The sequence below is a fragment of the Paenibacillus sp. FSL R5-0341 genome (genome assembly GCF_037975235.1).
GTDB classification, from domain to species: Bacteria; Bacillota; Bacilli; order Paenibacillales; family Paenibacillaceae; genus Paenibacillus; species Paenibacillus amylolyticus_A.
The window spans coordinates 1,548,449-1,574,973 of record NZ_CP150241.1 but is presented as its reverse complement, the minus strand read 5'-3'; the positions used below and the strand labels follow the sequence as shown (position 1 = coordinate 1,574,973).

The following is a 26,525-nucleotide window of genomic DNA, read 5'->3' as shown; positions in this document are numbered from 1 at the left end:
ATTTTTGCAAACACAAACAGGCGGTCCACCCTCATTTCGGGTCGGAGCCGCCTGACTTGTTTTTTGGCGCATACTAACTTTCGCGAGACAACGTTATAAAGAATTAAAGTTATGACAAATCACCGCCCTGAAGTGTAGGGGTGCAACAATAGCGCCATTATTGGACGCCAGGCTGCTGACCCAGATTGCGGCACAGCACTTTGACATGAGACAGCGCAGACGATTCAATCTCCACAAACGTTAAACGGTCCTGAATGTAATAAGAAATGAATCCGTGCATAGCCAAAAATAGCGTACGCGGTACCCTTTGAATGTCTTCTTCCGTACAGTTCTCTTCATTCATATATTGTCTTATAATCGATGCGAACAATTCGAAGCAGCGTCCCTGTTCGGTACGACAATAGGACAACAGTTCTTCGTCCCTGATCATAAACATAATTTCGTATTGGTATGGGTTCTCCAGACCAAAGCGAATAAACTCCATCATAATGTGCTCTACCTTGCTCACATCATCACGAACCGGCCTGACCATAGCTTGCAGCAGTAAATGCCCCAGATGATTAAAATCTTCAACCACGATGGCATAGAACAGCTCTGCCTTTTCCTTAAAGTGATAATACAGCGACCCATGACTATAGCCCAGATGCTGGCCGATGCTTCGCATCGAAATGGCGCGGTATCCTTTGGTAATAAAAAGGTGCCTCGCCGCCTCCAGTATCCGCTCCCTCGACAACTCCTGTTCGACTGCTCTTCTAGCCATATATTTTATTCCCCTTCAATAAAATAAAGCCGCTGTCCCTCCGTGATCCGGGATTGCCCTTGCGTCAAATCCGTGATCCAGGCTACAAAAGCCTCGGTTTCACTATCCGGCGGAAGACAAGTCAACGTAACCTTATCGGTGAATCCAGTTTCACCTGTACGGACTTCCCGGCTCCTTAACTCATTTTCCACTTTACCCAGCCACGTATAATCCAGTTCAACAAACACTTCACGATGCAGCACGTTGGTAATGGCTTCTCCTGCTTCAATGGCTGCTACAGCTCCATCCGTATAAGCACGAATTAACCCACCAGCTCCAAGCATAATTCCCCCGAAGTATCGCGTAACCACAATTGCTACATTTTTTAATTTCTGATTTTTGATCACTTCAAGAATGGGTTTCCCTGCTGTTCCGCTTGGTTCCCCGTCATCGGATTGCTTCTGGATCTCATCGCGCTCCCCAATCATGTACGCAGAGCAGTTATGAGTCGCATTCCAATGTTTTTTCTTGATCTCATCGATAAAGGCAACCGCCTCTTCCTCTGTCGTGACCGGCATAATATGACCGATAAATCGCGACTTCTTGATTACAATTTCCAGATTGCCCGGTCCTCGAACCGTGCGATAACGTTCAATCATTCCAAATCCAACTTTCTGATCTTTTCCTGAGTCCAACTCCATTTTGCAAGAAAGCAGTTCCCCGCGCGAACGCGGACGAACTGCCCTGGTTATCTACATCTGGGAATCCTGCATCTTACACAAACAGTGATTCCCGGATAGAGTTACATTACCTTATTTAACTATATGAGCAGACCGATGAATTATTCGGAAAGTCTCGCTTCGAGCGCTGCTTTCTCTTCTTCAAAGCCTGGTTTGCCCAACAATGCGAACATATTTTTCTTGTAAGCTTCTACACCTGGTTGGTCAAACGGATTGACGCCCAGCAGGTAGCCACTGATGCCGCATGCTTTTTCAAAGAAGTATACCAGATATCCGAAAGAATATGGAGTCATATCTGGAATGTTCACAATCAAGTTTGGTACTTGACCATCCGTATGTGCTAGCAGTGTTCCTTGGAACGCTTTTTTATTAACAAAGTCCATAGTTTTGCCTTCAAGGAAGTTCAAACCATCCAGATCGTCTGGATCGGATTTGATTGAGATATGCTCCGCAACTTCAGTAACCTGGATAACAGTTTCGAAGATATTCCGGCTACCTTCCTGGATGAATTGACCCATGGAGTGCAAGTCAGTAGAGAAATCAACAGATGCAGGATAGATCCCTTTGTAGTCTTTACCTTCGCTCTCTCCGAACAATTGTTTCCACCACTCGGATACGAAGTGCAAGGATGGCTCATAGTTTACAAGGATCTCCGTACCTTTGCCTTTGCGATACAATGCGTTACGAACAGCTGCATATTGATATGCTTCGTTCTCAGCTACGTTCGGGTTGCTGTATTCTTTGGATGCGTCAGCCGCACCTTGCATCATTTCTTCGATGCTGATACCAGCTGCCGCGATTGGCAGCAAACCTACAGCTGTCAGAACGGAGTAACGTCCACCAACATCATCCGGGATAATGAAAGACTCGTATCCTTCTGCATTGGCCAGTTCTTTCAGTGCACCGCGCGCTTTATCTGTTGTAGCATAGATGCGTTTGCGTGCTTCTTCTTTACCATATTTCTCTTCCAGTGCTGCACGGAAGATACGGAAAGCAATTGCAGGCTCTGTTGTTGTACCGGATTTGGAGATGACGTTGACGGAGAAATCTTTGCCTTCAACCAGATCCAGCAAATGAGTTACATATGTGGAACTGATATTGTTTCCTGCAAAATAGATTTCAGGCGTTTTGCGTTTGTCTTTTGGCAAATTGTTATAGAAAGAGTGAGTCAGCATCTCAATCGCTGCACGTGCACCCAGATATGATCCACCGATACCGATAACAATCAGTACTTCGGAGTCGCTTTGGATTTTGGCAGCTGCTTTTTGAATGCGTGCGAACTCTTCTTTGTCATAAGCCGTCGGCAGGTCAATCCAGCCCAGATAATCGGAGCCTGTTCCTGTTCCGTTGTGAAGCTGCTCGTGAGCGAGACGAATCGGTTCTGCGAAATAGTCCACTTCGTGCTGATTTACAAATTGCAATGCCGTGCTATAGTCAAATGTCACTTTTTTTGCCATGATCTCAAAAACCTCCTGATTTCGGTTATATTATTTCCGCGTATTCCATTCTAAACAACTTGCCTTAAGGATACTTCAAATCCACGGGGCTGACAAGCTTGGCGCTCGAACTTTGTCGTTGGAATTCAAGAAGCAAAAAGGGTAAACCGAATCCGCGGGTTGCGGTTCTGCTTACCCTTCTTATGTTATTCCGCCGGGTACGAGCAGACGTAGTCAGTAACGCTGCGTATCTCCAGTTTGAATTTGGATTCGGCAGGCACGTGGAACGTAGCTTGACCTTGAATCTCTTGCCACTCTTCTTCTCCGGGAAGCAATACTTTCAGATCTCCGGACAGAATCTCCATAATTTCACGGGAATCCGTACCGAATTCATAACTGCCTGGAAGCATGATGCCCAGAGTCACTTTGCTGCCATCCCCCAAAATAACCGTTCTGCTGGTTACCTGACCATCATAATAAATGTTGGCCTCTTTCACTACACTGACTTGATCGAATTGTGACATGCGTACCCGCTCCCCTGAAGTTAATGAAAACAAAAGGCAAAACAGATCAGGGCGATAACCAGTCACCGCCCATCTCTGCGGAAATAACTTACTGCCATGGATCAGGAGAGCATGAAGCTCTCGCGACCATAGCAGCGCTTATGAAGCTATTACAGCAATGCTTTTACGCGGCTAACCACGTTGTCCACTGTAAAGCCATACTCCTGGATAACACGGTCGCCAGGCGCGGAAGCACCGAATGTGCTGATTCCGAGAATGTCACCTTGATCTCCAACATATTTCTCCCAGCCCATTGGATAAGCCATTTCAATCGCAAGACGAGCTTTAACATCCGGAAGAAGAACGGACTCTCTGTAAGCTTTGTCTTGTTTCTCGAACAGATCCCAGCTCGGCATGCTGATTACGCGAACTTGGATGCCTTGTTCTGCAAGTGCTGCTTGAGCTTTTACAGCCAATTGCACTTCAGAACCTGTAGCGATGATTTGTGCTACCGCTTTGCCATCTTTTGCATCAGAGACAACATAAGCACCACGTTTCACGTTCTCACGTGAACCTTCAACGGTACCTTCGAGGATCGGCAGATTTTGACGAGTGAGTACGAGTGCAACCGGGTTGCTCTTGTTCTCAAGCGCATAAGCCCAAGCAGCTGAAGTTTCATTACCATCAGCCGGACGAATAACCGTCAGGTTAGGAATGATACGCAGGGATGCCAATTGCTCGATCGGTTCGTGCGTAGGACCATCTTCACCAACAGCGATACTGTCGTGAGTCAGAACATACGTTACAGGCAATCCCATCAGGGCAGCCAGACGAACAGCCGGACGCAGGTAATCGGTAAATACGAAGAACGTACCTCCGAATACTTTCACACCGCTGTGCAGTGCCATACCGTTCATTGCTCCAGCCATACCGAATTCACGGATACCGAAGTAGATGTTACGACCGGAGTAATCTTCAGGTGTGAAGTTCTCCAGGTTGTTCAAATGAGTCATTGTGGAGCTTTCCAAGTCAGCAGATCCACCTGTCAGTTGTGGCACGTTGTGCGCCAGACCGTTCAGAGCGTTACCGGATGCTACACGAGTGGAAAGAGCTTTGTCTGTTGCTGCATATTTAGGAAGATCACGGTCCCAACCTTCTGGAAGGTCGCCGTTAATCGCTGTTTCGAATTGAGCTGCCAGCTCAGGGAATGCTTTTTTGTACTCGGCAAATTTCTCGTCCCAAGCTTTGTTAGCAGAGATACCACGATCTTTCACTTGTGCAAAGTGATCGCGAACTTCAGCTGGTACGTGGAAGTTTTCTTCGTAAACCCATTTGTAATACTCTTTAGTCAATTTAGCTTCGTCTGCACCCAGTGGAGATCCGTGAGTACCGCCGTGGCCGCCTTTACCTTGTTTGTTCGGGCTACCGTAACCGATAACCGTTTTAACTTCGATCAGTGTAGGACGCAAAGTATCTGCTTGACCTTCCTGAATTGCTTTTTCGATTGCAGGCAAATCGTTACCATCTTCAACGCGCAGCACTTGCCAGCCATAAGCTTCAAAACGCTTCGCGATGCTTTCGGAAGAAGACAAATCCAATTTACCATCCAACGTGATGTCATTGGAGTCGAACAACATGATCAGTTTGCCCAGGTGCAAACGTCCAGCCAGGGAAGCTGATTCATGAGATACGCCTTCCATCAAGTCACCATCGCCACAGATTGCGTAAGTGTAGTGGTCAACTACGTTGAATTTGTCTTTATTGTATGTTGCGCCCAGTTGAGCTTCAGCCATCGCCATACCTACAGCCATTGCAATACCTTGACCCAGTGGGCCGGTTGTTGCATCAACACCTGCAGTATGTCCGAATTCCGGGTGACCCGGAGTTTTGCTTCCCCATTGACGGAACTGTTTCAGCTCTTCCATTGGAAGATCATATCCGCTCAGGTGCAGCAAGCTGTACAACAACATGGAACCATGTCCTGCAGACAGGACAAAACGGTCCCGGTTAACCCAAGTTGGGTGGTCCGGGTTATGAGTCATCGTTTTTGCAAAAAGTTGGTACCCCATTGGAGCGGATCCCATAGGCATACCCGGATGTCCGGAATTTGCCTTCTCAATTGCATCAATCGCCAAAGTACGTAGGGTCGTAATCGACAGGTTGTCGATTGTAGTGTTCTCGTCTTTTTGAATCGCTTCGTTCTTGTCAGTCATGGTTTGTCCTCCTCATGTCTTTAGATAAGTCGGGTGCGCAAGCGAATCCCTCTCATCAACCAAGCAAACCGAATTTCACAATAAGTGAATCCGCTTGAGTGTTTCATTTTGACTTATTCACTTTTGTATTGTATCACTTGGCGTGAAGCTTTTCCATAACCTTCTTTTAGAAGTTCGGGAAAAATCGGTGGTTTGTGATGAATAATCCTTGGTCTATCAAGCAAAAATCGTACTGTACAAGGTACTAAATTCCAAAAGCAGACTTAAGGAGCCTCGCAAATCCATCGCATGAAGTATAACCTCTAAGCCGAAAACCATGCATTTTTTAGATATCCATCCGTAATTCACATATAATATTCCTGAAGATGGATTCGAAAGTTGCGCTGTGGTTTACTTTTCAAATGTACTTGCGTCAATCATAGGAGGTCGCGATCATGACAGATCCTGCTGCTCACCCATCCCCATCCGTAAAACACTCATTACCCTGGATATTCGGCATTTTAACTGGTATTCTCTCTGGAGTTGTCCTGGGATTTTTCCTTAAAATGATTCAGGCCTACACTGATGAACAAGTATATACTCTGCTTCTGAATATCGATTTTGTGCCTGGCCTTCCGCCAACTTTACCCGAGTTCATTGAGTTTTCTTTACACCTAATCGTGTCCGTTGCCATCGCCATCTTCTATTTGTGGTGGGTACAACGGTCAGGCCGCCCCATGTTCAAAGGAATCTTGCTTGGTGCTGTTTCGTCTCTACTCTATATCCCACTCTCTCAACTATCTTCACGTGTGCCAGACCTGTACGATGTGGCAGCCATCCTCTACTGGGTTATTGGACATCTGCTGTTTGGTATTGTGCTTGGCTTGTGCGGAAAGTATATGAATGCGAAAAAAGCGACTCCCACTTCGTAAACGAATTGGGGTCGCCTTTTTGTTAGTCTATTACGTGGTTCCGAATCAACCTTGCGCAGTATTAAAGCATGAGCTTAAAATACGACGGTTTTATTTTCATGAACTAGAACTCGATCTTCGACATGCCATTTCACGGCACGTGCTAGCACAACACGCTCAATGGTACGTCCAATACGTTTCAGTTCGGTTACATCATCACCGTGGCTTACACGCTGCACGTCCTGTTCAATAATCGGGCCGCCATCCAGTTCTTCCGTAACATAGTGCGCTGTCGCACCGATAATTTTGACACCACGGTTGTACGCTTGCGCATATGGTTTACCACCCACGAAGGCTGGCAGGAATGAATGATGGATGTTAATGATTCGATTACGGTAGTGCTCGATGAACATTGGAGAGATGATCTGCATGTAACGAGCCAGAATGATCACATCCACATCATTGCCGATGACGTCCAGTTGACGCTGTTCTGCTTCTTTTTTCGTATCTGCTGTAACCGGAATATGATGATATGGAATGCCAAATGATTCTACATAGTCCTTCATGTCCAGATGGTTGCTGACCACAAGAGCAATATCTGCATCCAGGTCGCCTGCCTGCCATTGCCACAACAATTCAACCAGACAGTGATCTTCTTTGGATACAAAGATAGCAAGTTTCTTTTTGCGGCTAACCGCAGATAGCGTCCATTCCATTTGGAAACGGCTTGCCACTTCTGCAAAATCGGCTTCCAGTTTCGGCAGGTTGATTAACAACTGCGGAAGATCGAACTCGATTCGCATAAAGAACATGCCGCCAGCGGGGTCCATTGTATATTGGTCCGACTGAACAATGTTTGCACCATGCTGGTGCAGGAAATGAGACACGGCAGCAACAATTCCTGGACCATCCGGACAGGAAATGAGCATGCGCGCACGATCGGCGCGGTTTTTAGAATCAGGGCGTACTTGTTTAGCATGGATCTCCATCGGGTTATTCTTCCTCCTTCAATTAAGCCATGACCTGCGGGGGTTAACCCGCAAGCCAGGCGATCAAGCGATGATTCAGTTGTTCTTCATTCAAATGCGGGAACAGTGCAGCTTCAGTCACCATGTCATAGAGACGTTCCAGCGGCTCGCGCGGATCTGCCTTTTTGGCTTTGGCATCATTTTTGAGCAATGTCCATACATCCAGAATATACGAACGAGACTCAATCTCTTTAGCTTTGAAAAAGTGTTGCAGTTGTTCTACTTCTGTCAGGAATTCCTGGCCGAATCGACCGGCAACATCCCCACGCAGCAGCGCAATCTCCACTTCATACATTGGACGTTGTGTCTTGGCCTCTTTACCAATCCAAGGTGTCTCCAGAATAAATGGACGTCCTTGAAGCTTCTCATGGTTCACTATGCGGTTAATCGCCTCAAACCCGATCCAGCCAGAGCCAATCGGTGTATGACGGTCCTTGTGCGCACCCACAGCATTCTTACTATCATTAATATGCATTACGGCAATGCGGTCAAGTCCTACCGTGCGATCGAATTGTTCCAGTACACCGTCAAAATCATTAACGATATCATATCCGGCATCATGAATGTGACATGTATCCATACACACAGTCAGACGCTCGTTATATGTTACTTTCTCGATAATCTGGGCGATCTCTTCGAAACTGCGACCCATCTCCGTACCTTTGCCAGCCATGGTCTCCAGAGCGATGTTCACATCCGTCTCTTTCACACCCTCCAGCACTTCATTCAACCCTTCTGCGATCCGTCCGATCCCATAGTGAGCATCTTTGTCTGTAAATGCGCCGGGATGTAATACGATGTTTTTCACACCAATGGCATGTGTCCGACGAATCTCTTCCTGCAGGAAATCTACAGCCAGTCTAAACGTGCTATCTTTGTACGAGCCAAGATTAATAATGTACGGTGCATGGACAACGATATCTTCCATTCCACCCTCTTGCATGGCAATCTTGCCTTCTTCAATATACATGGACTCAATGGGCTTGCGACGCGTATTCTGTGGTGCACCCGTATATATCATAAACGAACTGGAACCGTACGAGGACGCTTCCTTCGTTGCACTCAATAATCCCTTGTCCGAAAAGGACACGTGGGAGCCGATTTTCAGCATTGATGATCCCCCTTAATCTGAATTATCCCTTATTCTAACGCGATTATCGAAATAAATCTAGAAATGCGCTATAATTCGGGATAGAGGCTATTTTTGGCAGCTAATATGTGGAACATGGTGGGCGGAATCCGTCTTTCCGTGAAAATCAATGAACCGAGGTGACTCCGCAATGATTTTCGACTCCTACGCGATGATACTGACCAGCAGTTCCCCCAGCAATTGGTTTATGAATACGATCGCATTCTGGACTTTTTTATTGCTTGGCAGCATGTGTATCGGTGGATTTTTTATGATGCGCAAGTTTTTGAAAGTGCTACCAAAAGCGGACGGAAGGTCCAAACTGGATTGGCAGAATTATTGGGTTGAAGCCAGCCGTCACTTATGGACCGATGAAGCCAAAGCTTTTTTGGATCAACTTGTGGAGCCTGTACCTGGACCATTTCGTGACATCGCCAAACATTCCATTGCAGCAGAGATTGGTAAAATTGCAGTTGAGGACAATGCCACGGAAGTTTCGAGAGATCATTGCATCAAAGGATACATTATTGCCACACCGAAGCGGGATAATAAGTTTTTAGTAAAATTTTTGGAGAAAAACAAAATTGATTATTCCCCTTATCAACATTTGATTAAATAAATTACAAAGATGAGTTAAGCCATATATGGATTTGGTTAATTAGATACAGATATGCTCCGTCAGGTAAGTCGTTCCCAACAGGCATTGCTTACCGTCCGGGGCTGTTTGTCGATTCGAGGGCATACGTCAGCGCAGTGAAAATACAGAGAGGATGTTCGATATGAAAATTGCCATTTGTGGAGGTACCGGGTTTGTGGGAGGAGCACTTGTGGATTACTGGCTGCAAGCCGGACACCATGTGAAAGTCATTACACGCAAACTGCCTGACTTGCATAATCCAAGTAAGAATCTTACATATATATCGTGGGAACAAGTCGAAGAACAACCTCAATTGATAGAAGGTGTGGATGCGCTAGTTAACCTTGCCGGAGAAACGTTGAATCAACGTTGGACAACCAAGGCGAAGTTGGAGATTGTTGAATCCAGAGTAACGACTGTCGCCCGGGTAGCCCGATTGGTGGAATCACTGGAGCAAAAACCGGAAGTGGTCGTTCAAGCTTCTGCCATGGCCATCTATGGCACCTCCCCTACCGAAACCTTTGATGAGAGCAGTCCGCAAAAGTCCATGAATTTCCCATCACGGGTCTCCGAGCAATGGGAAGTTGCTGCAGATGCAATTAAAAATGTAAGACTCGTTAAGATTCGGGTTAGCTTGGTACTCGGACATAAAAAAGGTGCATTTCCATTAATGAAGCTGCCTTATATGCTGGGTGTTGGCGGAAAGATTGGTAGTGGCAAGCAGTGGACAAGCTGGATACACATTATGGATATCGTCAGACTGATTGACTTCACCATTCAGAATAAACAGATTTCCGGGCCAGTCAATGCTTCCACACCAAATCCGGTTACCAATGATGAATTTGGTCGCACGGTGGGTAAGGTGTATCATCGCCCTCACTGGTTTCCCGTACCCAGCTTCCTGATAAAAACCTTGGTGGGAGAACTATCCGTTGTCGTGCTTCAAGGGCAGAGAGTCATTCCACAAAAAGCACTCGACCACGGATTCCAGTTCACCTTCCCAACCTTAACCCAGGCCCTTGAAGATCTGAAGCACCGTGGCTTATCAGACTGATTGCACCACGGGAAGGACCCATAGCTTACCCAACTGACCGATAGGTGTAAACAGATTCAGCCAGGGTAAAAGTATCTCCATCCGCCAATGGATACTCCTTGTAAGGAGCAAGAATATTGCCTTGAAGAATGGTTCCATTGACGGAACCCAGATCCTTAATCACATAGCCCGATTTGTTCCGGCTCAATTCCACATGAGCACGGGACACACCGGTCGCTGTATCCACCCACTGAACCATGTCTACTGATCTTCCGATTACAAAAGACGCTCCCTGCACATCCATCCGTTCATGTTGGCCACCGCTTCCGGATCTTCGTTCAAGATAAAATGAAGGTACTATCGGTCCTGCCGCTATAATGTTACCTCCATCCAGATTCTGCAAGTTTACGGTGGCTTCCGCAACTGCATCCTGTCGAATTAGCTCTGAAGTTGAATCTACTGTTCTATCCTGGTGCTGAACGAATGTTGGTTCGGAATGTTCTGTGGTCATATGCAGATTCTGAAAACGGGAATGCATATGACCTTCTGAAACCGATTCAGCCAATTGGTTTATACGTCCCTCTGAGCGATCAGCTGTATTCCAACGCCAACTCTCCTGAAATAGGCCCTCTTCAGCTTCCGTTTGCTTGCCTTTGTTCTTACCTAGGCTGAATGAAAAAGACCGCTTTTTCACAGCGTCATTCTGAGGGCTCCCCTTACGCTTCCACGTCCATCCTGCTACACCAAGCAAACCAAGGCTTAGTAACGCCGATATGATCATCTGTGTTTGCCCAGGTTGCTCCATGTATACGAATCTCCATACCAATGCCATGGCCACCATGCAGCCCAGTATGATATAGGTTACTTTGGAAGATCCGGACTTCTCCTCCATTTCCCCATCAACATGCTCTAGCGAATCATATGAATTACTTAGTCCCTTATCCATGGCGCTTGAGCCATCCAATGCTGATTGTCCAGATGAGCGTCTGCCTGGAAAGGTTCGGGATCTCTCCGGAATGTCTTCAACCTCAGAAGCACTCATTTTCTGCGGCTGACGGAAATTGAGCTGCGGCTCCACAGAATCATTTTGAACAGGAGTACTGGGTTGATATGGTCGAGAATGACCAGTAACTTGCATGTTATCCCGCTCAGTTAACGACGAATGCGAAGCACCTCTTGCTCTTGGAGCATCGCCCATTTCCGACGTTTTGGACGAAAGGAATGCTGCGCTTCCTCCACTCTCCTGCTCATCAGCGTATAACTCTAGTAAAAGCTCTCTCAACTGTCTGATATCCCAGTGTTCATTGTCGCATAGTTGCAGAACACGTTGAATGCCTTCTCCCTGCAGTTCCTGTACATGGGCCATCAGTCTGATTACCAGCTCACGGAATTGCTGAGGCGTCGAATCGACTTCAACCGCATCCATGATCGGTACATATACCATCCCAAGCTCACCCTGTTCGAATGAACCATTCATGAACAAGTATTCCTCCTGAATCCATAGTTTGCGAGGCTCCAGCATATATTGTCGGCATTCCGTAAAGGCATCAGCCAGTTGGAACAACAGACCATACAGAACACGTAACTGGATTTTGCTTGACTTTAACATCTGGGATAACATCTTGTAGCCTGATATGTCGTACTGCAAAGTGACATTTCGGTCTACTTCACGAACATGAACAGGAAGAATTCGCGGAATCTGATTGGAGGACAACATCCCCATCTGTACCCGACTCAATTCCTCCATTCGTAACCCTTCTGCTTTCTCCAAAACCATGAAAGCCCCGCCATTACGGATAAAATCTCTCGTTAATCCATACATGCCAATCCTCTCTTTCCGTTGTTATATAGGATCAACTAAAGAAAGTTACACTGGGTACTTCGATGACGGAACAACCTTCCGATCGCTGTTATCCCCAGATTTCTTGATTCCCTTTGTAAAGGGGAAAATCCGGGGATAAAGGCGAAGCATATGCTTCCGATGCAGCTTTCTTTCAGAAAGCTTTTAGCTCCGCTTCTTCAGGTTTTTTCCGTCCTCTCCGTTCTCGTGTAAAAAGTTTAGTTGATATAAGTTGAGTTACAATACACCACACTCTTCCACTCCAATCGCAGTGCTATCTTCGATCACTGTTATCCTAACGTTTTCCAGACTCCTGATATCAAGGGAAAAGTCCTGAGACAAGCACCGTGATAAATCCAGGTAACACCGCCAGCATAAACGGAAACTTCAATGTCTTCTCTTTATTTACCAGCTTGAGAGAACCGAGCATGAAGAAACCTGCAAGACTACCTGCCATGCCTCGAATTCGTTTTGCTGAATCTTTACGGAATAGAAGTATTACTAGGCCAATTGCTCCCGCAAACAAAACGGAATAAATAATGACATGAATGCCAAAAGCAAGCCCCGTCCATGCGCCTATCCCACCAAACAATTTCACATCTCCTGCCCCTACCGCTCCAATCGCATACATCAGGAACAAGATACCAAAACCTGCTGCAAATCCAGCGGCTGAGAACAAGAAACCCTCCCAACCTCTCCATATGATATGGGCTAATACGCCAGCGGCAGTCACGGGTAAAGTCAATCGATTTGGAATTTTCATGGAACGAATATCTGTAATAAAAGCTGCAATGACGTATATGCCACAGGCAAAGTAAAACCACTCCACCTCCATCATCTCCTTTCTTATTTTCTGGAGGCCACGTTAAACGTAGTCTCCGTCTTGACACCGTCTCCTGTCTCGACAACAAAACTCCATGTTCCTTCTGTTGTCCGAGTACCGACAAACCAGTTCCATTCAATAATTCCATTCTCATCCGCGGTGGCCCAACCGATGTGCTTTGCAGAACTTTCACCCGACTTGTAAAATATCGTTAAGTTGGCTGTCGCTCCTGGTTCTACCTTCACCTTGATCGTTGCATTGTTGCCTATGTAAGCCGGGTCAGGCTTCGACAGTACCGTTGCTGAACCCGCAGTATCCCCGTCTCCTCCACCGCCATCTGATCCTTCTCCCGTATCTCCAATCCATACCCGTTCTGCCGCAGCAGCCTGAATGCGCAGCGACTTGCTGAGAAAGGGTACTTTTACCGGCAATTCATAACTCAGTTCAAGTCGGAAATAAGGATTTGTTTTGTTCTTAAGATCAGGTATGGAAACACCGTTCACATGCACACGTTCCATATGCAGCAGCGTTGGCTCGATAAATGGTTGAAGCAACGGTTTGACCGTCGGATCAAGCACCGTTTCCAAGACGGATGTCTTGATCTCCTGTAGCGGTTGTTCACCACTGGCCGCAGCTGAACGCACCCAATCACTTAATGGCTCTGGTAGAGAAGAAGCATAACCTTCTGCCCATTCCGTTAGAGACAACTCAGGTATCTTCCAGCCCCCTCCAGAGCCTTCACCACCGGCAGAATCAGAAGGTGTGAACACAAGGGACACCGGATATATTTTCGTCGACAGCTGCTTTACCGCTTCCCCCGCCGTACTTTGCAGCGCTGTGGAGATTAGAGTCATTTGCACAATGAAGATGAGAAACATGATAAAGAACAGAAAGACAGGCAACACCAGTGAAGCTTCCAGAACCATGCTGCCCTGTTCCTTTTTCGGAGAACATATCTGCTTATTCAGAGACTTCAATCGTTGCAATCTGCTTATTCGTGTTAAACGAATCTGCAATTGTGCGCTTTCTTTTTCATATTGTTGCTGCTTATCCATAATCCCTCCACCGAAACGATCCCGATCATTCAATAGGAATAATCCGCCTTCCGCTCAATGAAAAATCGCCCATCTTCAACCTGATCCGCACTCCCCATAACTGCACCTATGCTTCTAACCACCCCAGGCAAAAACCACAACTTGATGCTGCTGCGCATGTTACCCGAAGCATACGTCTGTTTCTCATCCGGATTCACACCGGTATTCAATCGGATCAGCGCCAGCATTCTGGACATTTTGCGCTCATTGTTGCTATGCATCAAGAGGAACAATCGGAGATGGTCCCTGTACGTCAGTTTGACTTTGATATACTTCGACAATTCCACACTGCCCTCTTTCGCTAGTTTCACCATATCCGCAATGGCGTTTGTAATCCCGTATAAGATTGCCGCAGATAACACGAGAAGAGGATTCCCCAGCTTGCTGTGCTCAATTAACCCTTCTGCCGTTCGAATAGCTAACCTCATCCCAAAGATCTCTGCATATGCCGCAGCGATGTTGCCCGAAGGGTTATGAAACCCGTAGACGATATACTCCAATTCCTGATTCTCCAGTTTGAAAACATCACCAGCATCTCCACCACCTTCAGTCCAGGTAAATAGCTGCCCAAAGTCCATGGAGTTGAAATAGGATAAAGCATATTCATTCTGAAATAATTCGTCGCCCAGACTGTCCAACAGACCCGACATCCCGCCAAACAAACTGTCCATTCCCTTCATGGCATCGCCACCAGATTCATAGGGATCACCCGCAATCTCTGCCTTTTTGGCATCCTCACGACTAGCCTCGTTAAAAGCAATATTAGCGTTGTAATATTCCTCCAACTGCTTGAAAGCGTCCATTGAACCGGAACTTCCATTCTGAATCTGCGACAAGATTCGTTTAACTTCCTTCAATTTCCCTTTGGATTCTTTGTCATTCGCCTTACGCTGGGTATCCGACCCACGACCACTCTCCAGCTGCTGCTTACTCTGTTGAATGAGGTTAGCAGGACCGTTGCGTACGTAGGTGTCCATGTATCGTTCGGTAATCTGACTTGCCTGTCTGACCGCGGGTTTAATCGGAACCCCACTCATTCCTGTAACGTTGCGAAGTTGATTATTCAACTCCATGTTGTCTCTTCTGACGTTGTCGAAGTCCGAATTCTGTGAAACCACACGTGCCTTCAACTGATCAAATAGGCTATCTGCCCTTACCAGCTCTGAGGCGAGGGAACGTGTGCTTTTGGCTTCACTGCCTGATCCACTAGATACAGGACTCGTTCCAGGCAGATTGGCGTTGCCCACGTTGTCATAGCTGGCATTCTGTGAACGGTTCTCCCCCTCCGCAATCACACGTTTCATTTCCTCATTAATCTTGCGCGCTTCTTCGATCTTGGACTGTGCTTCCTCCAGCTTCGTTTGATGGGCCTGTAACGCCGGTTGTATGATCATGCTGATGCCTGTCCCCACATTACCAACACCAGTCCGATAACGAGCCAGTTCCAATATGTATTGTTGCTCTCTGAACGGCAGTCCCTCATCTGCCTGTTTCTTGTTCAGATAATCTGCATAACGCGCCGCTGCCTCGGCAGCTGTCTCTGGTGTATCTTCCAGCATCTCTTCATAGATGGCCTGTGAAGGAGGATCCATGATCAACTTTGGAAGATTCTTCAGTTTCTCCGCGGATTCCGTCTGATTGGCGATGGCTTCGTCCAGTAATTCTTCACGTTTGTCATATAACTTCTGTAATTTTTTCAGCAAGTCTACCGTGTGTGCAGCTTCCTTCATCTCGTCTGACATCGGTTTGAACCGATTAATCACTTCAAGGGTAAAATCTACTGGAGCACGATACTTCATATCCTCCTGAATCTGGCGATTGAAAATATCGTATCTGCCCAGTTCACGCTCCATGCTCAGCGAAGTTGTATCCCACTGGATATCCAGAATGGGGAAGCCATCTTTTACGGATGAAGGCTTCACGCTATCATTCAGCACTTTAGCCATAATTGCATCCCCACTGCTGTCGCCATACCCGAATAAACCATACTCCCGCAGTGAGGTGTCATAGGCTGACATGACGGATCTCATCGCAGCATGTGTCATTCGTTCCGTCTGCACTTTAAATGCAGCAATACGAGCGTAATCAATAAATATAGCTACAAACATATAAACTCCGGCCAATATTAATATTAAAAAAAGGGTTACGGCTCCCAACTCACCGTCTTTTTTTCTAAACAGCTCCGCCCTCCTCCTTTTCTCACTTTTTGCTTTTGCCAAAATGCTGTACAACCTGCCCTGCTTCCGCAGCAGTACTCGCGGCTTCTCCGCCTTTTCCTTTAAACTTGGCTGCGTAATAACGGACCAGATCGACCGTTCGAATGAATTCAACCGGTTCAACAACTGCGGATGATCCTTGAGTGAGAACACGGTTACCTGAATCGAACAAAAAAGAAGGAAGAGGCAAAGAAATTACCTGGTCCAGCTTGGTTGTTACCTTCCGCTGAATCAGAGAATTCTGATATTCAATCGTTCCTTTCATGGCAGAGGGCATATGTTGCACCGCTTGTGCTAATTTCTGTTCCGAGAGACTTCCACCTTCACCAGCTGGTATAGAAACGCTAACCTGATTGTCCGCTCCCGCCCAGCCAAACAGTGCGCCAAGCATACGATCGTCCGTCAGTCTCCAGTACAGATTGTCATGCTCTCCAGCGACAAATTCACCCGTCATCGCCTGCTTGTGGCTGTTGTCCCAGCTATAGGCTGCACGTTCGGAAGCTGCATAGGCGTGTTGATTCAAAAATGTCTTTTGATACATGTACATGGTGAAAAAGAGCAACAACACAAGAATAAACAGCACGACAGGGAAGATCAGGGAGGCTTCAACGGTGAAGCTCCCTTCTTCCTTCTTCAGCCTGTTATTCGAAAAACTCATTACTTTTATCGCTAACATTCTTCAACAGTCTCTCTACCAACGTCTTAATTTGGTCTTTAAAAATCAAAGCAATAATGATAATAACCCCGATAATCAGAATCAGCTCCAACGTGCCGAGTCCGTCCTCTTCTTTCCAAAATGCGCTTACCTTGTTTTTTAACACTTCCATCATCCCAATTCCTCCTACATATTCATCATCATAAAAGCAGGTGCCCCGATCATGACCACAATCGTAAAAAAGATCAGTACCATCGGAAACACCAGTTTGGAAGAAGCCTGTTCTCCCTTCGACCGACTAACAGCCTTGCGTTTCTCCCACAACACATGTGACAGATCCCGCAGCGCCAATACAAAGTCACCTCCCCCACGCCGGAAATTCAGCAGCACCGTCGTCGTAAAAATTGTTACTTCCTGCACGCCACAGCGGCGGCTGAACTGTTCAAATGATTGTTGAAATGAGTAACCATTATTCCAATCTCCCACGGTCTTTCTGAGTTCGTTGTACAGCGGATGATCCCGTTCTCCCTGGCTTGTCACACAGTGAACGATGGCACGCTGAACGGTCTCCCCAGCGCCCACCAGCAGAACAATTCGGTTCAACAGCTCGGGCAGCTCCATGAGGATGTCCTGATCTCTTCGTTGGACCTTGGTATTGAGGTCTTTATAGAGTGCAAAGGGTAACGCGATACCCAACGCGAGTCCACCCACCATGCCTCCGATGCCCATATCTCCAACGAGTGTTAACAGACAACCTACCATCAACATGAGCCACGTATAGGTCAGCATTTCAGCACAATAGAGCATCGTTTTCTCCCCACTGTGCTGTATGCCATACATTTTCTGAATGGCATGTTGCATTCGAAACATGAGCACAGGCAATCTGCGTCCAATCTCGAACTTGTCCAATAGAAACAGGAAAGGTCCATGCAATTTCTTCAGTCGTAATCCTTCCATATCCAGCTTGCGCAGATGCCGGTAGGTCTGTCCCCGGGTTCGATCCAGCACCAGCCATCCCGCTCCGAGCATCCCTGCGACTATAACGGGAAACAGCATCGTTTCAGCTCCTTATACTTTGATATCCATAATTCGAGTAACCCACAGATAACAGCAGGCCAGTACTGCCAATGCACCACTAGAGATGAGATATCCCATCCCGCTATATAGAGGCTCCATAAAATCCTTGGCGGTCAGATTGAGAAATATCAGAAAAATAAATGGAGCGGCAAACATCACCTTTGATTCGAACTTTTTCTGCGATACCGCGACCATAATATCCTGCTGAATGTCCAGCTTCTCACCAATCACCGCAGATGTACGACGTACAACCTCAACCAGATCCCCGCCAGTTCGTTTGCACGTAATGAACACGTCTGCAAAATTCGTAATATCCTCAACCTGCGCCCGATCCGAGAAATCCTGTAGCGCCTCTTCAATCGGTTGTCCATACTCCAGCCGTGTTCGCAATATCGTGAACTCACGAATCAGATCGGTATCCGCTTCCGGGTTCAACATCCGCAAATCCTCCACCGATTCCTTGAATCCATTTTCCACAGATTTACCTGCGGCCAGTGCCGAAGACAATGCATATAACGCTTGCTTAAAATGTAAACTGAGTGTCATCCTTCTTCGTTCTAACAGCACCTTAGTCCAATGTTTGGGTACCCATATACAGCCCGCAGCCAGAATTGCTCCAGCCAACCAGTGATGGTAGAACAGAATTCCGATTCCAAAGAACAGCAAACCACTAATCAGCATACAGACCATTCGTTGTCTCCGGGAAAGCGTATATACGGTGTAATCCGTCAACATCTGTCTGGCTTCACCCAACATTAATCACCTTCCAATAACTTCAATTCACGTTGTTATCTGATTAATTTGATTCAACACTATATTGTTCTATGTATTCATCCAGCCATTCCCCAAGCCCAGCCATCTGAATTTTATCCACCTGATTCAACTTCCCAACCTGTATTAAACCGCCAATAATTTTGCCTTCCCGCTCTTCTTGTTCCTGGAAACGAAACAACGGATTCAGCAAGACCTCACCGTCCTGCATGCCAATCACTTCACTGATCTCCGTCACCCGCCGGGAGCGGTCTCGCAGCCGGGACAGATGCACAAAAATATCGATTGCCGAACTAATCTGCTGTCTTACAACCGCAATGGGAAGATCCGCACCGCTGAGCACCATCGTTTCGAGTCTGCTGATCATGTCCGAGATCGTGTTTGCGTGCCCAGTTGACAACGATCCATCGTGTCCTGTGTTCATAGCCTGTAACATATCCAGCGCTTCTGCGCCCCTTACCTCACCAATCACAATCCGGTTCGGACGCATCCGTAAGGAAGATTTGATCAGATCCCGAATAGATATCTGTCCTTTGCCTTCGGTGTTTGCATTTCGCGTTTCCAGTGATACCAGATTCGGTACCGTAACAATCTGCAGTTCAGCCGAATCCTCAATCGTTATAATCCGCTCATCGGCAGGGATGAACTGGGATAATGCGTTCAGAAAGGTCGTCTTTCCCGATCCAGTCCCACCTCCAATGAAGATGTTGTATTTACTCCGTACCAACTGTTGCAACAGTTCTGCGGCTTCTTCATGCAAGGCTCCCTTAGCAATCAGATCAGACATCTTCATCGGCTCACTCGGAAATTTACGAATCGTCATCGTAGGGCCTTTCAAGGCAATGGGCGGCAACACGATATTGACCCGCGATCCATCCTTTAACCGGGCATCCACGATTGGAGAAGACTCATTCACAATCCGGTTTACCCCGGACACAATCATCTGAATAATATCCTCGAGTCGTTCCCTGGACTCAAATTCTAGAGTGATCTGACTGACTTCACCTTCCTGCTCCACAAAAATCTCCTTGTGACTATTGATCATAATCTCCGTAATATCGGGATGATCCACGAGCGGTTGCAGAATATCCAATCCACGAAAGGAATCAAACAATCGCTGTACCAGTGTATGACGCTCTCCGGAGGTCAAATCATTCAGCTTCGGGTCAGTAAGAACTTTGCGTTCTATCCCCTGCCACAGTTCATCATCTCCAGCGGAAGAGGTTAAATCCAGGCCTGCCCTGACCTCCCTGCGCATGATCTGAAACTGTTCTTCACGATCGAGTATTCGATTGGATGACTCCGTCATAACGCCCACCGATCCTGCTTCTGAATTCGCCCCGTTTGCTTCAATTCTTCTTCGTCATCTTGTACCAGCATGGCACATAGTCTTTTCACTTCGCGTTGGAAGATCGGAGAACTAAGCATGATTTCCTCCTGACTAAGCTGCTTCCATGAAGGAATATAGGGCAAAACCGCGTCCAGATGCAGATCAGGCCGTGGGAGTGCATTAACAACATTGTCCCGATATTTGTTAACCACAAAGCGTGAACGGTCCAGCACACTTTCGTACAGATCTGGTTTCGTACGCTCAGCATGCTGTAACCATTGTCCCCATCGATGCATGGCAGATATATCATCCTCAACCAGCCAGACAAATGCGTCTGCTGCATCCAGCACCCCTTCACTGCGTCCGTCCCAGCCGGAATCGCCATCCAGAATGAGCACGTCATATTGTCCGCAATCGGTCAAATAACGAAGCAAATTCGACGTATCATCACGAGTCATTTGCAACAGTTCCTTCCGATTCGATAACGGCCAGAATACATCGGATTTCAGACCTTCATGCCGGATCACATATCCATCTACAGCCTTGGATTGAACCTGTAGCTGCTTGCCCGATTCCTTTCTGCCTACCTTCAGATCGTATAGCAAGCGTGACAGCCCCGTCTCCGCATCCGGGTGATGCTGACCACTTCGGGAAAGCCCCTTCTCCAGAAACGGGAGCGCACTGTCCAGCGTCTCCAGATTGAGATAGAGTACAGCATAACCTGCAAGTCCCAATTGCTTTGCCATATGCAGGGCCACTGCCGTTTTGCCACTTCCACCCGAAGCGGATACTACGCCAATAGAGAGAGTATCCTGCCCCGGACGATGCATCTTCTTGCGGCGTGGTTGCCGGCAAGCATGTATCACAGCATCCAGCAAAGTGGGCAAAGGTTGGAATTTCATCAACCGCTTGGCCTCATCCACCTCTTCCAACCCTTCACTAAGCATCAACCAAGGTACACCCGATGCTTCTCCGCCGTTGCTCAGCCAGTTATTCAAAAACTCCGGTTCCGCAATAACCAAATCTGGCAATTCCCGACCCTCTTGCTCATTCATGTAATCCCTGAACGAATCCCATTGCGAGAACGCCGTGAAACGCACATGAAGACCGGACGAATTCCCCTGTACATAATCAAACCAGGCACTAATGTAATCTCTGTCTTTGGAAACCAGCACTGCCTTCAGTACAATCAATTTTTCCTTCCCTCCCTGTCAAAAAGCACAAAAAAGCACCGTCCAATAACCGCATAAGTATGCAGTATATGGACGGTGCTTCCGTCACGTGCTATGAATGTATGGATAATATAGCATACAATTTCTGGTGGAGCAAGGGATTTATTCTAACCCTTTTTCCCTTAAGAGTGATATGGTGAGTCAAACTCAATAATGTTACGATCGGGATCAAGTACAAAAATTTGCGCGAATCCAGCTACACTGTCAGGTCTCGCTTCATACTCAATTCCCTGCTGCTCCAGCCAAGCTATAGTTCCTGAATAACTGGTGACCCAGATCGCAAAGTGACCGTCTGTTGTATCAATACCAGCCTCGCGCAGCGTGTGACCCTCCGGGTGCTGTAACAGATGAAGCTGCTGACTCCCGATAGCGTACCATGTACCCGTGGAGCGGAAAGCCGGACGTTCAATCTCCTGCATGCCCAGTAACCCCGAATAGAACTTCTTCGCGATTTCCAGATCACGAACAGCCAGACTAACATGGTGGATGTGTGCATATTCAATCATCTTTTATATCCCCCTCTCTAATTAAATATGACTATACTATAACACTTTGAACCCTGACCATAATCTCCGTTAAAAAGAAAAACACCCCTGAATTCAATCGGGTAAACCTCTCGGCTTACACAGATCTAGTTCAGAGGTGCCTGTTTTATTTAGCGCTATCCAATGCTTCTTGTGGAATCTTGATCTCTTCCACTTGATCGTGGTTAGAAAATGTACTCGTCATTTTCATGTCCATCGTCATTTTCTGTCCATTCTGTTCCATCTCCATGACCATGTTTACGTCCGTACCTGCAGGCAGGTAGGTTTCTTTGTTGATCATATATTTCATCTTCATGCTGGTGATATTCATCTGATCAAGCATGGCTTGCATCTGGGCATCCGATCCATTTTGCTCCATCACGGCTTTGGCCAGTTCCTTCACATTATCACCGGATACGTCAGCGTTAATGACATAATTGTCGCCTTCTTCGGTCACTTCAGTATCTTCTTCGATCTTTTTGAATTGCTCTAATTCACCTTCGGGATTCATGCTTGCTTTCATCTGCTCAATCAGTTCACTCGTTTGAGCTTCAGGAATTGCAACCCATTGATCCCCAACTTGAGAGTAGATTTTATCCGAAGTGATATATTGCTTCACGTTCTGCGCTTCCTGGCCGGACATTTCCATATTCATCTCTTGATAGATCATCATTGGATCTTTGATAATATCCATCTTGAGCGATGTTTTAACCTGTTGATCCTGGGACTGTTCACCAGCATCCAGTTTCAGATTCTGATCAATGTTTGCTTCGGTTGTGAAGCTCTTCATTTCTTTGGTAGCTGCATTGGTTTTGGTAATCAACTCGTCTAGGGTAGGGATCTTTGTTTCCTGCTCCGCAGGTGTATTGCCCTCGTTAGACGTTTCGTTGTTAGTCGCTGGCGGCGTTGCCGTATTATCTGTGTCGTTACCGCATGCTGCCAAGCTCACTGCTAATAATGCCCCGATAAATATTGTAGTCCACTTCTTCAAGTTGTTGTCCTCCCAAAATAGATATGATCTGTAGTGATTACCCAATAATTCCCGTTATTAATCACAAAAACCGATCTTTGATCTCCGGTGTAGGCAACATGCACGCTTCATCATTGCCAAACCAACGATAACGGTTGCGCGCAACCCAGTTATAGACTGCATTACGAATAAATTTCGGTATGATTATGAATACATATAACAATGGATAAGGAAACCTCAGACCTTTTGCCAATCGCAGCGCGGCGGTCGAACGTGTATAGTAACTTCCATTTTCAATCAGAACAAAGGTGTCCATACTATCTGTCGACAAATTGCCTTTCTCCAGCAATTCCTTGGCTACATCGGATTGGAGCGAAGCAAAATGATATTTTCCTTCCGGGTCACGCTTAATAATCCACTTGGTTAAGCCCTGGCAGAAGTGACAGACGCCATCCACCAGTACGATGGGATGTCCCTGATGCACATCTGTTTGATTTGCTGTCATATTGGCTGCCTCCTATTGTTCCGGTTAGAGTAACTTACCCAATCTGGGCCATCTTGTTCACTAATTCTAAATTTATTTCTTCTAGAGGTAGTTCACTTATAGAGATAAAAAGAAAAAGAGCGCAGGCATTGTGCCCACGCTCGTATCTGTCCGACAATTACTCCGTAACTGCCTTTTCCATCCATTGGTCATCGATCATCTGTTGATGCAGGTCACTTGCCCACTGGTCCATACATTTGCAAATGAAATCTTTGCGACATACTGGACAAGGGGTTTTCTGCAGACGGCTGATATTGGTCATCTTCCATTCCGGGGAACGGGAGTAGAATACACGGCATTTAGTACCGTCTACCAAATTCATTTTGAATTCATACAATCCGTCTTCCTTGTTACCATAAGCTAATTCTAAATCTGCAATACGCGGTCTATAAGACATGGATATCACCTGTTTAATTCAAATTTGGTTCATGCAATGACACTACTCAGTACTAAGTTATATTAAAGAAAATTCAGATCAATGTCAACTCGCGCATATCTACCCGCCAAACAGAATATCCAGAATAGTCCCGACCTGCCCCTGTTTTTTCCCTTTCAAGACATCCGGATCAAAAATTTCAACATACCCGCAGGAAGCACAGCCCACAAACAGGTAGTGGTTATGCTGAGTATCGAACACCTTGCTCAGGCCTGCTCCTGACATGGAAGCTTCCTTAATGTTACAATCCGTGCCCCTGCATTTCGTACATACAAATCGACGCTCGATCATCTCTTCAATACTCATCTTGGTTCCCCCTTTAAGGAATATGTAGCATGAAGTGGGAGTGCAATTATGTAAAATAGTACGCGATCTGGCATTTAATCTCCTGCATCATGTCCATATATTATAATCAACACAAAACCCTGCCGATTGCCAGCAGGGCTTCGTACTTGAACATCAGGTATCCAGAATACCCTGCTCTATATGTTCCCCGTTACTTTCCGGGAGTCAAATCTTAGACCACGTTTAATACAACATCAATGTTACCGCGTGTTGCTTTGGAATAGGGACAGAAATCATGTGCCTTGCGGGCGAGATCTTCGGCTTGACTGTGATCCACACCAGGCATACTCACGTCCAGACGAACAGATAACTGGAACCCGTCATCCGCAGGGTCTTTACCTATGGATACGTTACTTGTAACCACCACATTCTCCAATTTTACGCCCGCTTTGCGTGCTACATTGGCAAGAGCACTTTCATAACAAGCCCCATATCCAGCTGCAAAGAGTTGCTCAGGGTTGGTACCTTCACCACCGGAACCACCAAGCTCTTTGGGCATTTTCAGATCATGCTTGAGCACGCCATCCGAAGAAGTCACCGAACCTGTACGTCCACCTTTAACTGTCGCTACTGCTGTATATAAAGCTTCCATTAAGAATCTCTCCCTCATCAATATAATTTTTAACTGCCTTCCTTTCAATTTAAACTTCTGGCTCATTTTGAAACGCATTTTGGATCTTTATCAGCTTTTACATCTTTATTATTTTCATGCATTTCAACTTCATGGCTGTATTTTCTCTAAGGTTGGGTAATATACGAAGGGGCATCTTCAAGCTGTAATCGAAATTTTGTGCTGATACATAAAAGTTGCGCTAGACAAAAACATTTGAAGGAGTACAATGTAACAATAAACATAAAAATTTAGATATATCATAAGCGGTTCATTCCGCATCAATATTTCAAAGTCAGGTGATTATCGTATGAGTAAAAAAAATCCATTTAACGCTCCTTCAAAAGAATCATTATCCACTGCGGGCATGGCCCCTTCGCTCGGAGAAGCGCATAGCTCCATGAAGGTTCCGCAGAATGCTGCATGGTGGAAGAAATTCCTCGCCTTTGTAGGCCCCGGATACCTCGTTGCCGTAGGCTACATGGACCCCGGCAACTGGGCAACGGATATTGCAGGCGGCTCGCAGTTTGGGTATACCTTGCTGTCCGTCATTCTGCTCTCAAATCTGATGGCCGTTGTCCTTCAGTCGCTGGCTGGCAAGCTCGGCATCGTCACTGGACGGGATCTGGCTCAAGCCTGTCGCGAACGATTCAGCATGCCGGTCGTCATGATGTTATGGATTCTGTGTGAGCTTGCCATTGCAGCCACTGATTTGGCTGAGGTTATAGGTTCTGCCATCGCGTTAAAGCTGTTATTTAACATCCCCATGTTATACGGCGTGATCATCACCGCAGTCGATGTACTCCTGATACTCGTCCTGCAAAACAAAGGCTTCCGCGCTTTGGAGACACTCGTCATTGTGCTGATGGCAACCATTGCCCTATGCTTCGGGATTGACCTGTTCCTGGCGAAACCGGATATGGGCGGTGTTCTGCACGGTTTTGTACCGAATGTCGAGATTCTGCAAAATCCGGCTATGCTCTATATCGCTATTGGTATTATTGGAGCAACCGTAATGCCGCATAATCTGTACCTGCATTCTTCCATTGTGCAGACCCGTCAGATTGAACAGACACCACAGGGCAAAAAAGAAGCCATTCGGTACTCCACCATGGACTCTACGATCGCGCTGACACTGGCCCTGTTCATCAATGCAGCTATCCTGATTGTATCTGCCGCTGTATTTCACAGTGCTGGTATGACGCAGGTTGCCGAGATCGCTGATGCCTATCATCTGCTGACCCCTCTATTAGGTACTACGGTTGCAAGTATCCTGTTCGGTGTGGCTCTGTTAGCATCAGGTCAGAACTCTACCCTCACAGGTACACTCGCTGGACAAATAGTTATGGAAGGTTTCCTGAACATTCGAATTCCGGCTTGGCTGCGCAGACTGGTCACCCGTCTGATCGCCATCATCCCGGCGGTGATTGTCACAGCCATTGCAGGAGAACACGGCACAGAAGAACTACTCATTTTGAGCCAGGTCGTGCTTTCTCTTCAATTACCTTTTGCTGTAATTCCCCTGGTGATGTTCACAAGTGATAAAAAAAGCATGGGTGCATTCGCCAACAAATTGTGGCTCAAAATCATCTCATGGATCATTGCCGCTGTTATCGTTGTGCTGAATGTATATCTGATCATTCAGACGATCCGGTTGTTCTAATCTCGTCCTAATCAACTAAATGTCAAAAAGGCTGATCACTCCGGTAT

General features: G+C 46.6%; 27 protein-coding genes. 4 read left to right on the top strand and 23 right to left on the bottom strand.

Features of this window, described 5'->3' with window-relative positions; all coding sequences use genetic code 11:
• Positions 1 to 157 precede the first annotated feature (157 nt).
• From MKX75_RS06985 to tkt, 5 genes are all read right to left on the bottom strand, one after another.
• Positions 158 to 760 carry a TetR/AcrR family transcriptional regulator gene (locus tag MKX75_RS06985; RefSeq protein WP_017689980.1) on the bottom strand — a complete coding sequence of 201 codons (603 nt, stop codon included), beginning with the start codon at positions 758 to 760 and terminating at the stop codon, positions 158 to 160.
• A gap of 5 nt (positions 761 to 765) precedes the next feature.
• Positions 766 to 1,398: a YigZ family protein gene (locus tag MKX75_RS06980; protein WP_036610785.1), complete on the bottom strand. Its 633-nt coding sequence runs from the start codon at positions 1,396 to 1,398 to the stop codon at positions 766 to 768.
• Between the two features lie 182 nt (positions 1,399 to 1,580).
• Positions 1,581 to 2,936: a glucose-6-phosphate isomerase gene (locus MKX75_RS06975; RefSeq protein WP_017689982.1), complete on the bottom strand. Its 1,356-nt coding sequence runs from the start codon at positions 2,934 to 2,936 to the stop codon at positions 1,581 to 1,583.
• 185 nt (positions 2,937 to 3,121) lie between these two features.
• Positions 3,122 to 3,439, bottom strand: coding sequence for a pyrimidine/purine nucleoside phosphorylase (locus MKX75_RS06970; protein WP_017689983.1), 318 nt, complete (start codon positions 3,437 to 3,439; stop codon positions 3,122 to 3,124).
• A 149-nt stretch (positions 3,440 to 3,588) separates the two neighbouring features.
• Positions 3,589 to 5,631, bottom strand: coding sequence for a transketolase (tkt, locus tag MKX75_RS06965; protein ID WP_339169010.1), 2,043 nt, complete (start codon positions 5,629 to 5,631; stop codon positions 3,589 to 3,591).
• A 434-nt stretch (positions 5,632 to 6,065) separates the two neighbouring features.
• Between tkt and MKX75_RS06960 the strand changes: the two genes are divergently transcribed.
• Positions 6,066 to 6,542 carry a hypothetical protein gene (locus tag MKX75_RS06960; protein WP_339169009.1) on the top strand — a complete coding sequence of 159 codons (477 nt, stop codon included), beginning with the start codon at positions 6,066 to 6,068 and terminating at the stop codon, positions 6,540 to 6,542.
• 74 nt (positions 6,543 to 6,616) lie between these two features.
• On the opposite strand, the gene purU is transcribed toward MKX75_RS06960, so the two are convergent.
• Entirely contained in the window at positions 6,617 to 7,510 is an 894-nt protein-coding gene (gene purU, locus MKX75_RS06955; protein WP_062833143.1) for a formyltetrahydrofolate deformylase, read from the bottom strand.
• A gap of 43 nt (positions 7,511 to 7,553) precedes the next feature.
• A complete protein-coding gene (locus MKX75_RS06950; protein ID WP_339169008.1) occupies positions 7,554 to 8,660 on the bottom strand; it encodes a deoxyribonuclease IV in 1,107 nt (368 codons plus the stop codon).
• Between the two features lie 169 nt (positions 8,661 to 8,829).
• Between MKX75_RS06950 and MKX75_RS06945 the strand changes: the two genes are divergently transcribed.
• On the top strand, positions 8,830 to 9,297 hold the full coding sequence (locus MKX75_RS06945; RefSeq protein WP_062833141.1) for a DUF2621 domain-containing protein: 468 nt from the start codon (positions 8,830 to 8,832) through the stop codon (positions 9,295 to 9,297).
• 160 nt (positions 9,298 to 9,457) lie between these two features.
• The gene (locus MKX75_RS06940) at positions 9,458 to 10,369 is read left to right on the top strand and encodes a TIGR01777 family oxidoreductase (protein WP_076330022.1); all 912 of its coding nucleotides are present in this window, start codon (positions 9,458 to 9,460) and stop codon (positions 10,367 to 10,369) included.
• Between the two features lie 25 nt (positions 10,370 to 10,394).
• Here MKX75_RS06940 and MKX75_RS06935 read toward each other — a convergent pair whose 3' ends face one another.
• From MKX75_RS06935 to MKX75_RS06860, 16 genes are all read right to left on the bottom strand, one after another.
• Entirely contained in the window at positions 10,395 to 12,170 is a 1,776-nt protein-coding gene (locus MKX75_RS06935; RefSeq protein WP_076330021.1) for a DUF6382 domain-containing protein, read from the bottom strand.
• Positions 12,171 to 12,507: 337 nt separating this feature from the next.
• Complete coding sequence (locus MKX75_RS06930) at positions 12,508 to 13,023, bottom strand: A24 family peptidase (protein WP_339170383.1); 516 nt, start codon at positions 13,021 to 13,023, stop codon at positions 12,508 to 12,510.
• An 11-nt stretch (positions 13,024 to 13,034) separates the two neighbouring features.
• The gene (locus MKX75_RS06925; protein ID WP_339169007.1) at positions 13,035 to 14,099 is read right to left on the bottom strand and encodes a pilus assembly protein; all 1,065 of its coding nucleotides are present in this window, start codon (positions 14,097 to 14,099) and stop codon (positions 13,035 to 13,037) included.
• Positions 14,096 to 16,213, bottom strand: coding sequence for a hypothetical protein (locus MKX75_RS06920; protein WP_339169005.1), 2,118 nt, complete (start codon positions 16,211 to 16,213; stop codon positions 14,096 to 14,098). Before MKX75_RS06920 ends, MKX75_RS06925 begins: the two co-directional genes overlap by 4 nt.
• A 91-nt stretch (positions 16,214 to 16,304) precedes the next feature.
• Positions 16,305 to 16,979, bottom strand: coding sequence for a TadE/TadG family type IV pilus assembly protein (locus MKX75_RS06915; protein ID WP_145146482.1), 675 nt, complete (start codon positions 16,977 to 16,979; stop codon positions 16,305 to 16,307).
• On the bottom strand, positions 16,963 to 17,151 hold the full coding sequence (locus tag MKX75_RS06910) for a Flp1 family type IVb pilin (RefSeq protein WP_062833135.1): 189 nt from the start codon (positions 17,149 to 17,151) through the stop codon (positions 16,963 to 16,965). The genes MKX75_RS06915 and MKX75_RS06910 overlap by 17 nt, the downstream gene beginning before the upstream one ends.
• An 11-nt stretch (positions 17,152 to 17,162) precedes the next feature.
• Positions 17,163 to 18,032, bottom strand: coding sequence for a type II secretion system F family protein (locus MKX75_RS06905; RefSeq protein ID WP_145146481.1), 870 nt, complete (start codon positions 18,030 to 18,032; stop codon positions 17,163 to 17,165).
• A 12-nt stretch (positions 18,033 to 18,044) separates the two neighbouring features.
• Positions 18,045 to 18,809 (bottom strand): type II secretion system F family protein, encoded by a 765-nt coding sequence (locus MKX75_RS06900; RefSeq protein ID WP_145146480.1) that lies wholly within the window; start codon positions 18,807 to 18,809, stop codon positions 18,045 to 18,047.
• Between the two features lie 40 nt (positions 18,810 to 18,849).
• Positions 18,850 to 20,133, bottom strand: coding sequence for an ATPase, T2SS/T4P/T4SS family (locus MKX75_RS06895; protein WP_339170382.1), 1,284 nt, complete (start codon positions 20,131 to 20,133; stop codon positions 18,850 to 18,852).
• Positions 20,130 to 21,347: a hypothetical protein gene (locus MKX75_RS06890; RefSeq protein WP_076330015.1), complete on the bottom strand. Its 1,218-nt coding sequence runs from the start codon at positions 21,345 to 21,347 to the stop codon at positions 20,130 to 20,132. Before MKX75_RS06890 ends, MKX75_RS06895 begins: the two co-directional genes overlap by 4 nt.
• Before the next feature lie 161 nt (positions 21,348 to 21,508).
• Positions 21,509 to 21,892 carry a VOC family protein gene (locus tag MKX75_RS06885; RefSeq protein ID WP_062833131.1) on the bottom strand — a complete coding sequence of 128 codons (384 nt, stop codon included), beginning with the start codon at positions 21,890 to 21,892 and terminating at the stop codon, positions 21,509 to 21,511.
• 145 nt (positions 21,893 to 22,037) lie between these two features.
• Positions 22,038 to 22,901 carry a DUF6612 family protein gene (locus MKX75_RS06880; RefSeq protein ID WP_145146476.1) on the bottom strand — a complete coding sequence of 288 codons (864 nt, stop codon included), beginning with the start codon at positions 22,899 to 22,901 and terminating at the stop codon, positions 22,038 to 22,040.
• Between the two features lie 61 nt (positions 22,902 to 22,962).
• Positions 22,963 to 23,385, bottom strand: coding sequence for a thiol-disulfide oxidoreductase DCC family protein (locus tag MKX75_RS06875; RefSeq protein ID WP_339169003.1), 423 nt, complete (start codon positions 23,383 to 23,385; stop codon positions 22,963 to 22,965).
• Between the two features lie 157 nt (positions 23,386 to 23,542).
• Positions 23,543 to 23,821 (bottom strand): hypothetical protein, encoded by a 279-nt coding sequence (locus tag MKX75_RS06870; RefSeq protein WP_017690003.1) that lies wholly within the window; start codon positions 23,819 to 23,821, stop codon positions 23,543 to 23,545.
• Between the two features lie 99 nt (positions 23,822 to 23,920).
• Positions 23,921 to 24,166 (bottom strand): zinc ribbon domain-containing protein, encoded by a 246-nt coding sequence (locus MKX75_RS06865; protein ID WP_339169001.1) that lies wholly within the window; start codon positions 24,164 to 24,166, stop codon positions 23,921 to 23,923.
• A gap of 211 nt (positions 24,167 to 24,377) precedes the next feature.
• Positions 24,378 to 24,797, bottom strand: a complete 420-nt coding sequence (locus MKX75_RS06860) for an organic hydroperoxide resistance protein (protein WP_017690005.1) — start codon at positions 24,795 to 24,797, stop codon at positions 24,378 to 24,380.
• Positions 24,798 to 25,182: 385 nt separating this feature from the next.
• On the opposite strand from MKX75_RS06860, the gene MKX75_RS06855 reads away from it, so the two are divergent.
• Entirely contained in the window at positions 25,183 to 26,478 is a 1,296-nt protein-coding gene (locus MKX75_RS06855) for an Nramp family divalent metal transporter (protein ID WP_062835928.1), read from the top strand.
• Positions 26,479 to 26,525: the final 47 nt, after the last annotated feature.

What these genes read in the sequence shown, in the direction of transcription:
- MKX75_RS06940 (WP_076330022.1), top strand. Translation starts at nt 9,458, where the DNA reads ATGAAAATTGCCATTTGTGGAGGTACCGGGTTTGTGGGAGGAGCACTT.
- MKX75_RS06910 (WP_062833135.1), bottom strand. Translation starts at nt 17,151, where the DNA reads ATGATGGAAGTGTTAAAAAACAAGGTAAGCGCATTTTGGAAAGAAGAG.
- MKX75_RS06945 (WP_062833141.1), top strand. Translation starts at nt 8,830, where the DNA reads ATGATTTTCGACTCCTACGCGATGATACTGACCAGCAGTTCCCCCAGC.
- MKX75_RS06920 (WP_339169005.1), bottom strand. Translation starts at nt 16,213, where the DNA reads ATGTTTGTAGCTATATTTATTGATTACGCTCGTATTGCTGCATTTAAA.
- MKX75_RS06865 (WP_339169001.1), bottom strand. Translation starts at nt 24,166, where the DNA reads ATGAGTATTGAAGAGATGATCGAGCGTCGATTTGTATGTACGAAATGC.
- purU (WP_062833143.1), bottom strand. Translation starts at nt 7,510, where the DNA reads ATGGAGATCCATGCTAAACAAGTACGCCCTGATTCTAAAAACCGCGCC.
- MKX75_RS06885 (WP_062833131.1), bottom strand. Translation starts at nt 21,892, where the DNA reads ATGATTGAATATGCACACATCCACCATGTTAGTCTGGCTGTTCGTGAT.
- MKX75_RS06950 (WP_339169008.1), bottom strand. Translation starts at nt 8,660, where the DNA reads ATGCTGAAAATCGGCTCCCACGTGTCCTTTTCGGACAAGGGATTATTG.
- MKX75_RS06895 (WP_339170382.1), bottom strand. Translation starts at nt 20,133, where the DNA reads ATGACGGAGTCATCCAATCGAATACTCGATCGTGAAGAACAGTTTCAG.
- MKX75_RS06980 (WP_036610785.1), bottom strand. Translation starts at nt 1,398, where the DNA reads ATGATTGAACGTTATCGCACGGTTCGAGGACCGGGCAATCTGGAAATT.
- tkt (WP_339169010.1), bottom strand. Translation starts at nt 5,631, where the DNA reads ATGACTGACAAGAACGAAGCGATTCAAAAAGACGAGAACACTACAATC.
- MKX75_RS06915 (WP_145146482.1), bottom strand. Translation starts at nt 16,979, where the DNA reads ATGAGTTTTTCGAATAACAGGCTGAAGAAGGAAGAAGGGAGCTTCACC.
- MKX75_RS06935 (WP_076330021.1), bottom strand. Translation starts at nt 12,170, where the DNA reads ATGTATGGATTAACGAGAGATTTTATCCGTAATGGCGGGGCTTTCATG.
- MKX75_RS06875 (WP_339169003.1), bottom strand. Translation starts at nt 23,385, where the DNA reads ATGACAGCAAATCAAACAGATGTGCATCAGGGACATCCCATCGTACTG.
- MKX75_RS06855 (WP_062835928.1), top strand. Translation starts at nt 25,183, where the DNA reads ATGGCCCCTTCGCTCGGAGAAGCGCATAGCTCCATGAAGGTTCCGCAG.
- MKX75_RS06900 (WP_145146480.1), bottom strand. Translation starts at nt 18,809, where the DNA reads ATGTTGGGTGAAGCCAGACAGATGTTGACGGATTACACCGTATATACG.
- MKX75_RS06970 (WP_017689983.1), bottom strand. Translation starts at nt 3,439, where the DNA reads ATGTCACAATTCGATCAAGTCAGTGTAGTGAAAGAGGCCAACATTTAT.
- MKX75_RS06870 (WP_017690003.1), bottom strand. Translation starts at nt 23,821, where the DNA reads ATGTCTTATAGACCGCGTATTGCAGATTTAGAATTAGCTTATGGTAAC.
- MKX75_RS06985 (WP_017689980.1), bottom strand. Translation starts at nt 760, where the DNA reads ATGGCTAGAAGAGCAGTCGAACAGGAGTTGTCGAGGGAGCGGATACTG.
- MKX75_RS06960 (WP_339169009.1), top strand. Translation starts at nt 6,066, where the DNA reads ATGACAGATCCTGCTGCTCACCCATCCCCATCCGTAAAACACTCATTA.
- MKX75_RS06860 (WP_017690005.1), bottom strand. Translation starts at nt 24,797, where the DNA reads ATGGAAGCTTTATATACAGCAGTAGCGACAGTTAAAGGTGGACGTACA.
- MKX75_RS06930 (WP_339170383.1), bottom strand. Translation starts at nt 13,023, where the DNA reads ATGGAGGTGGAGTGGTTTTACTTTGCCTGTGGCATATACGTCATTGCA.
- MKX75_RS06975 (WP_017689982.1), bottom strand. Translation starts at nt 2,936, where the DNA reads ATGGCAAAAAAAGTGACATTTGACTATAGCACGGCATTGCAATTTGTA.
- MKX75_RS06905 (WP_145146481.1), bottom strand. Translation starts at nt 18,032, where the DNA reads ATGCTGTTTCCCGTTATAGTCGCAGGGATGCTCGGAGCGGGATGGCTG.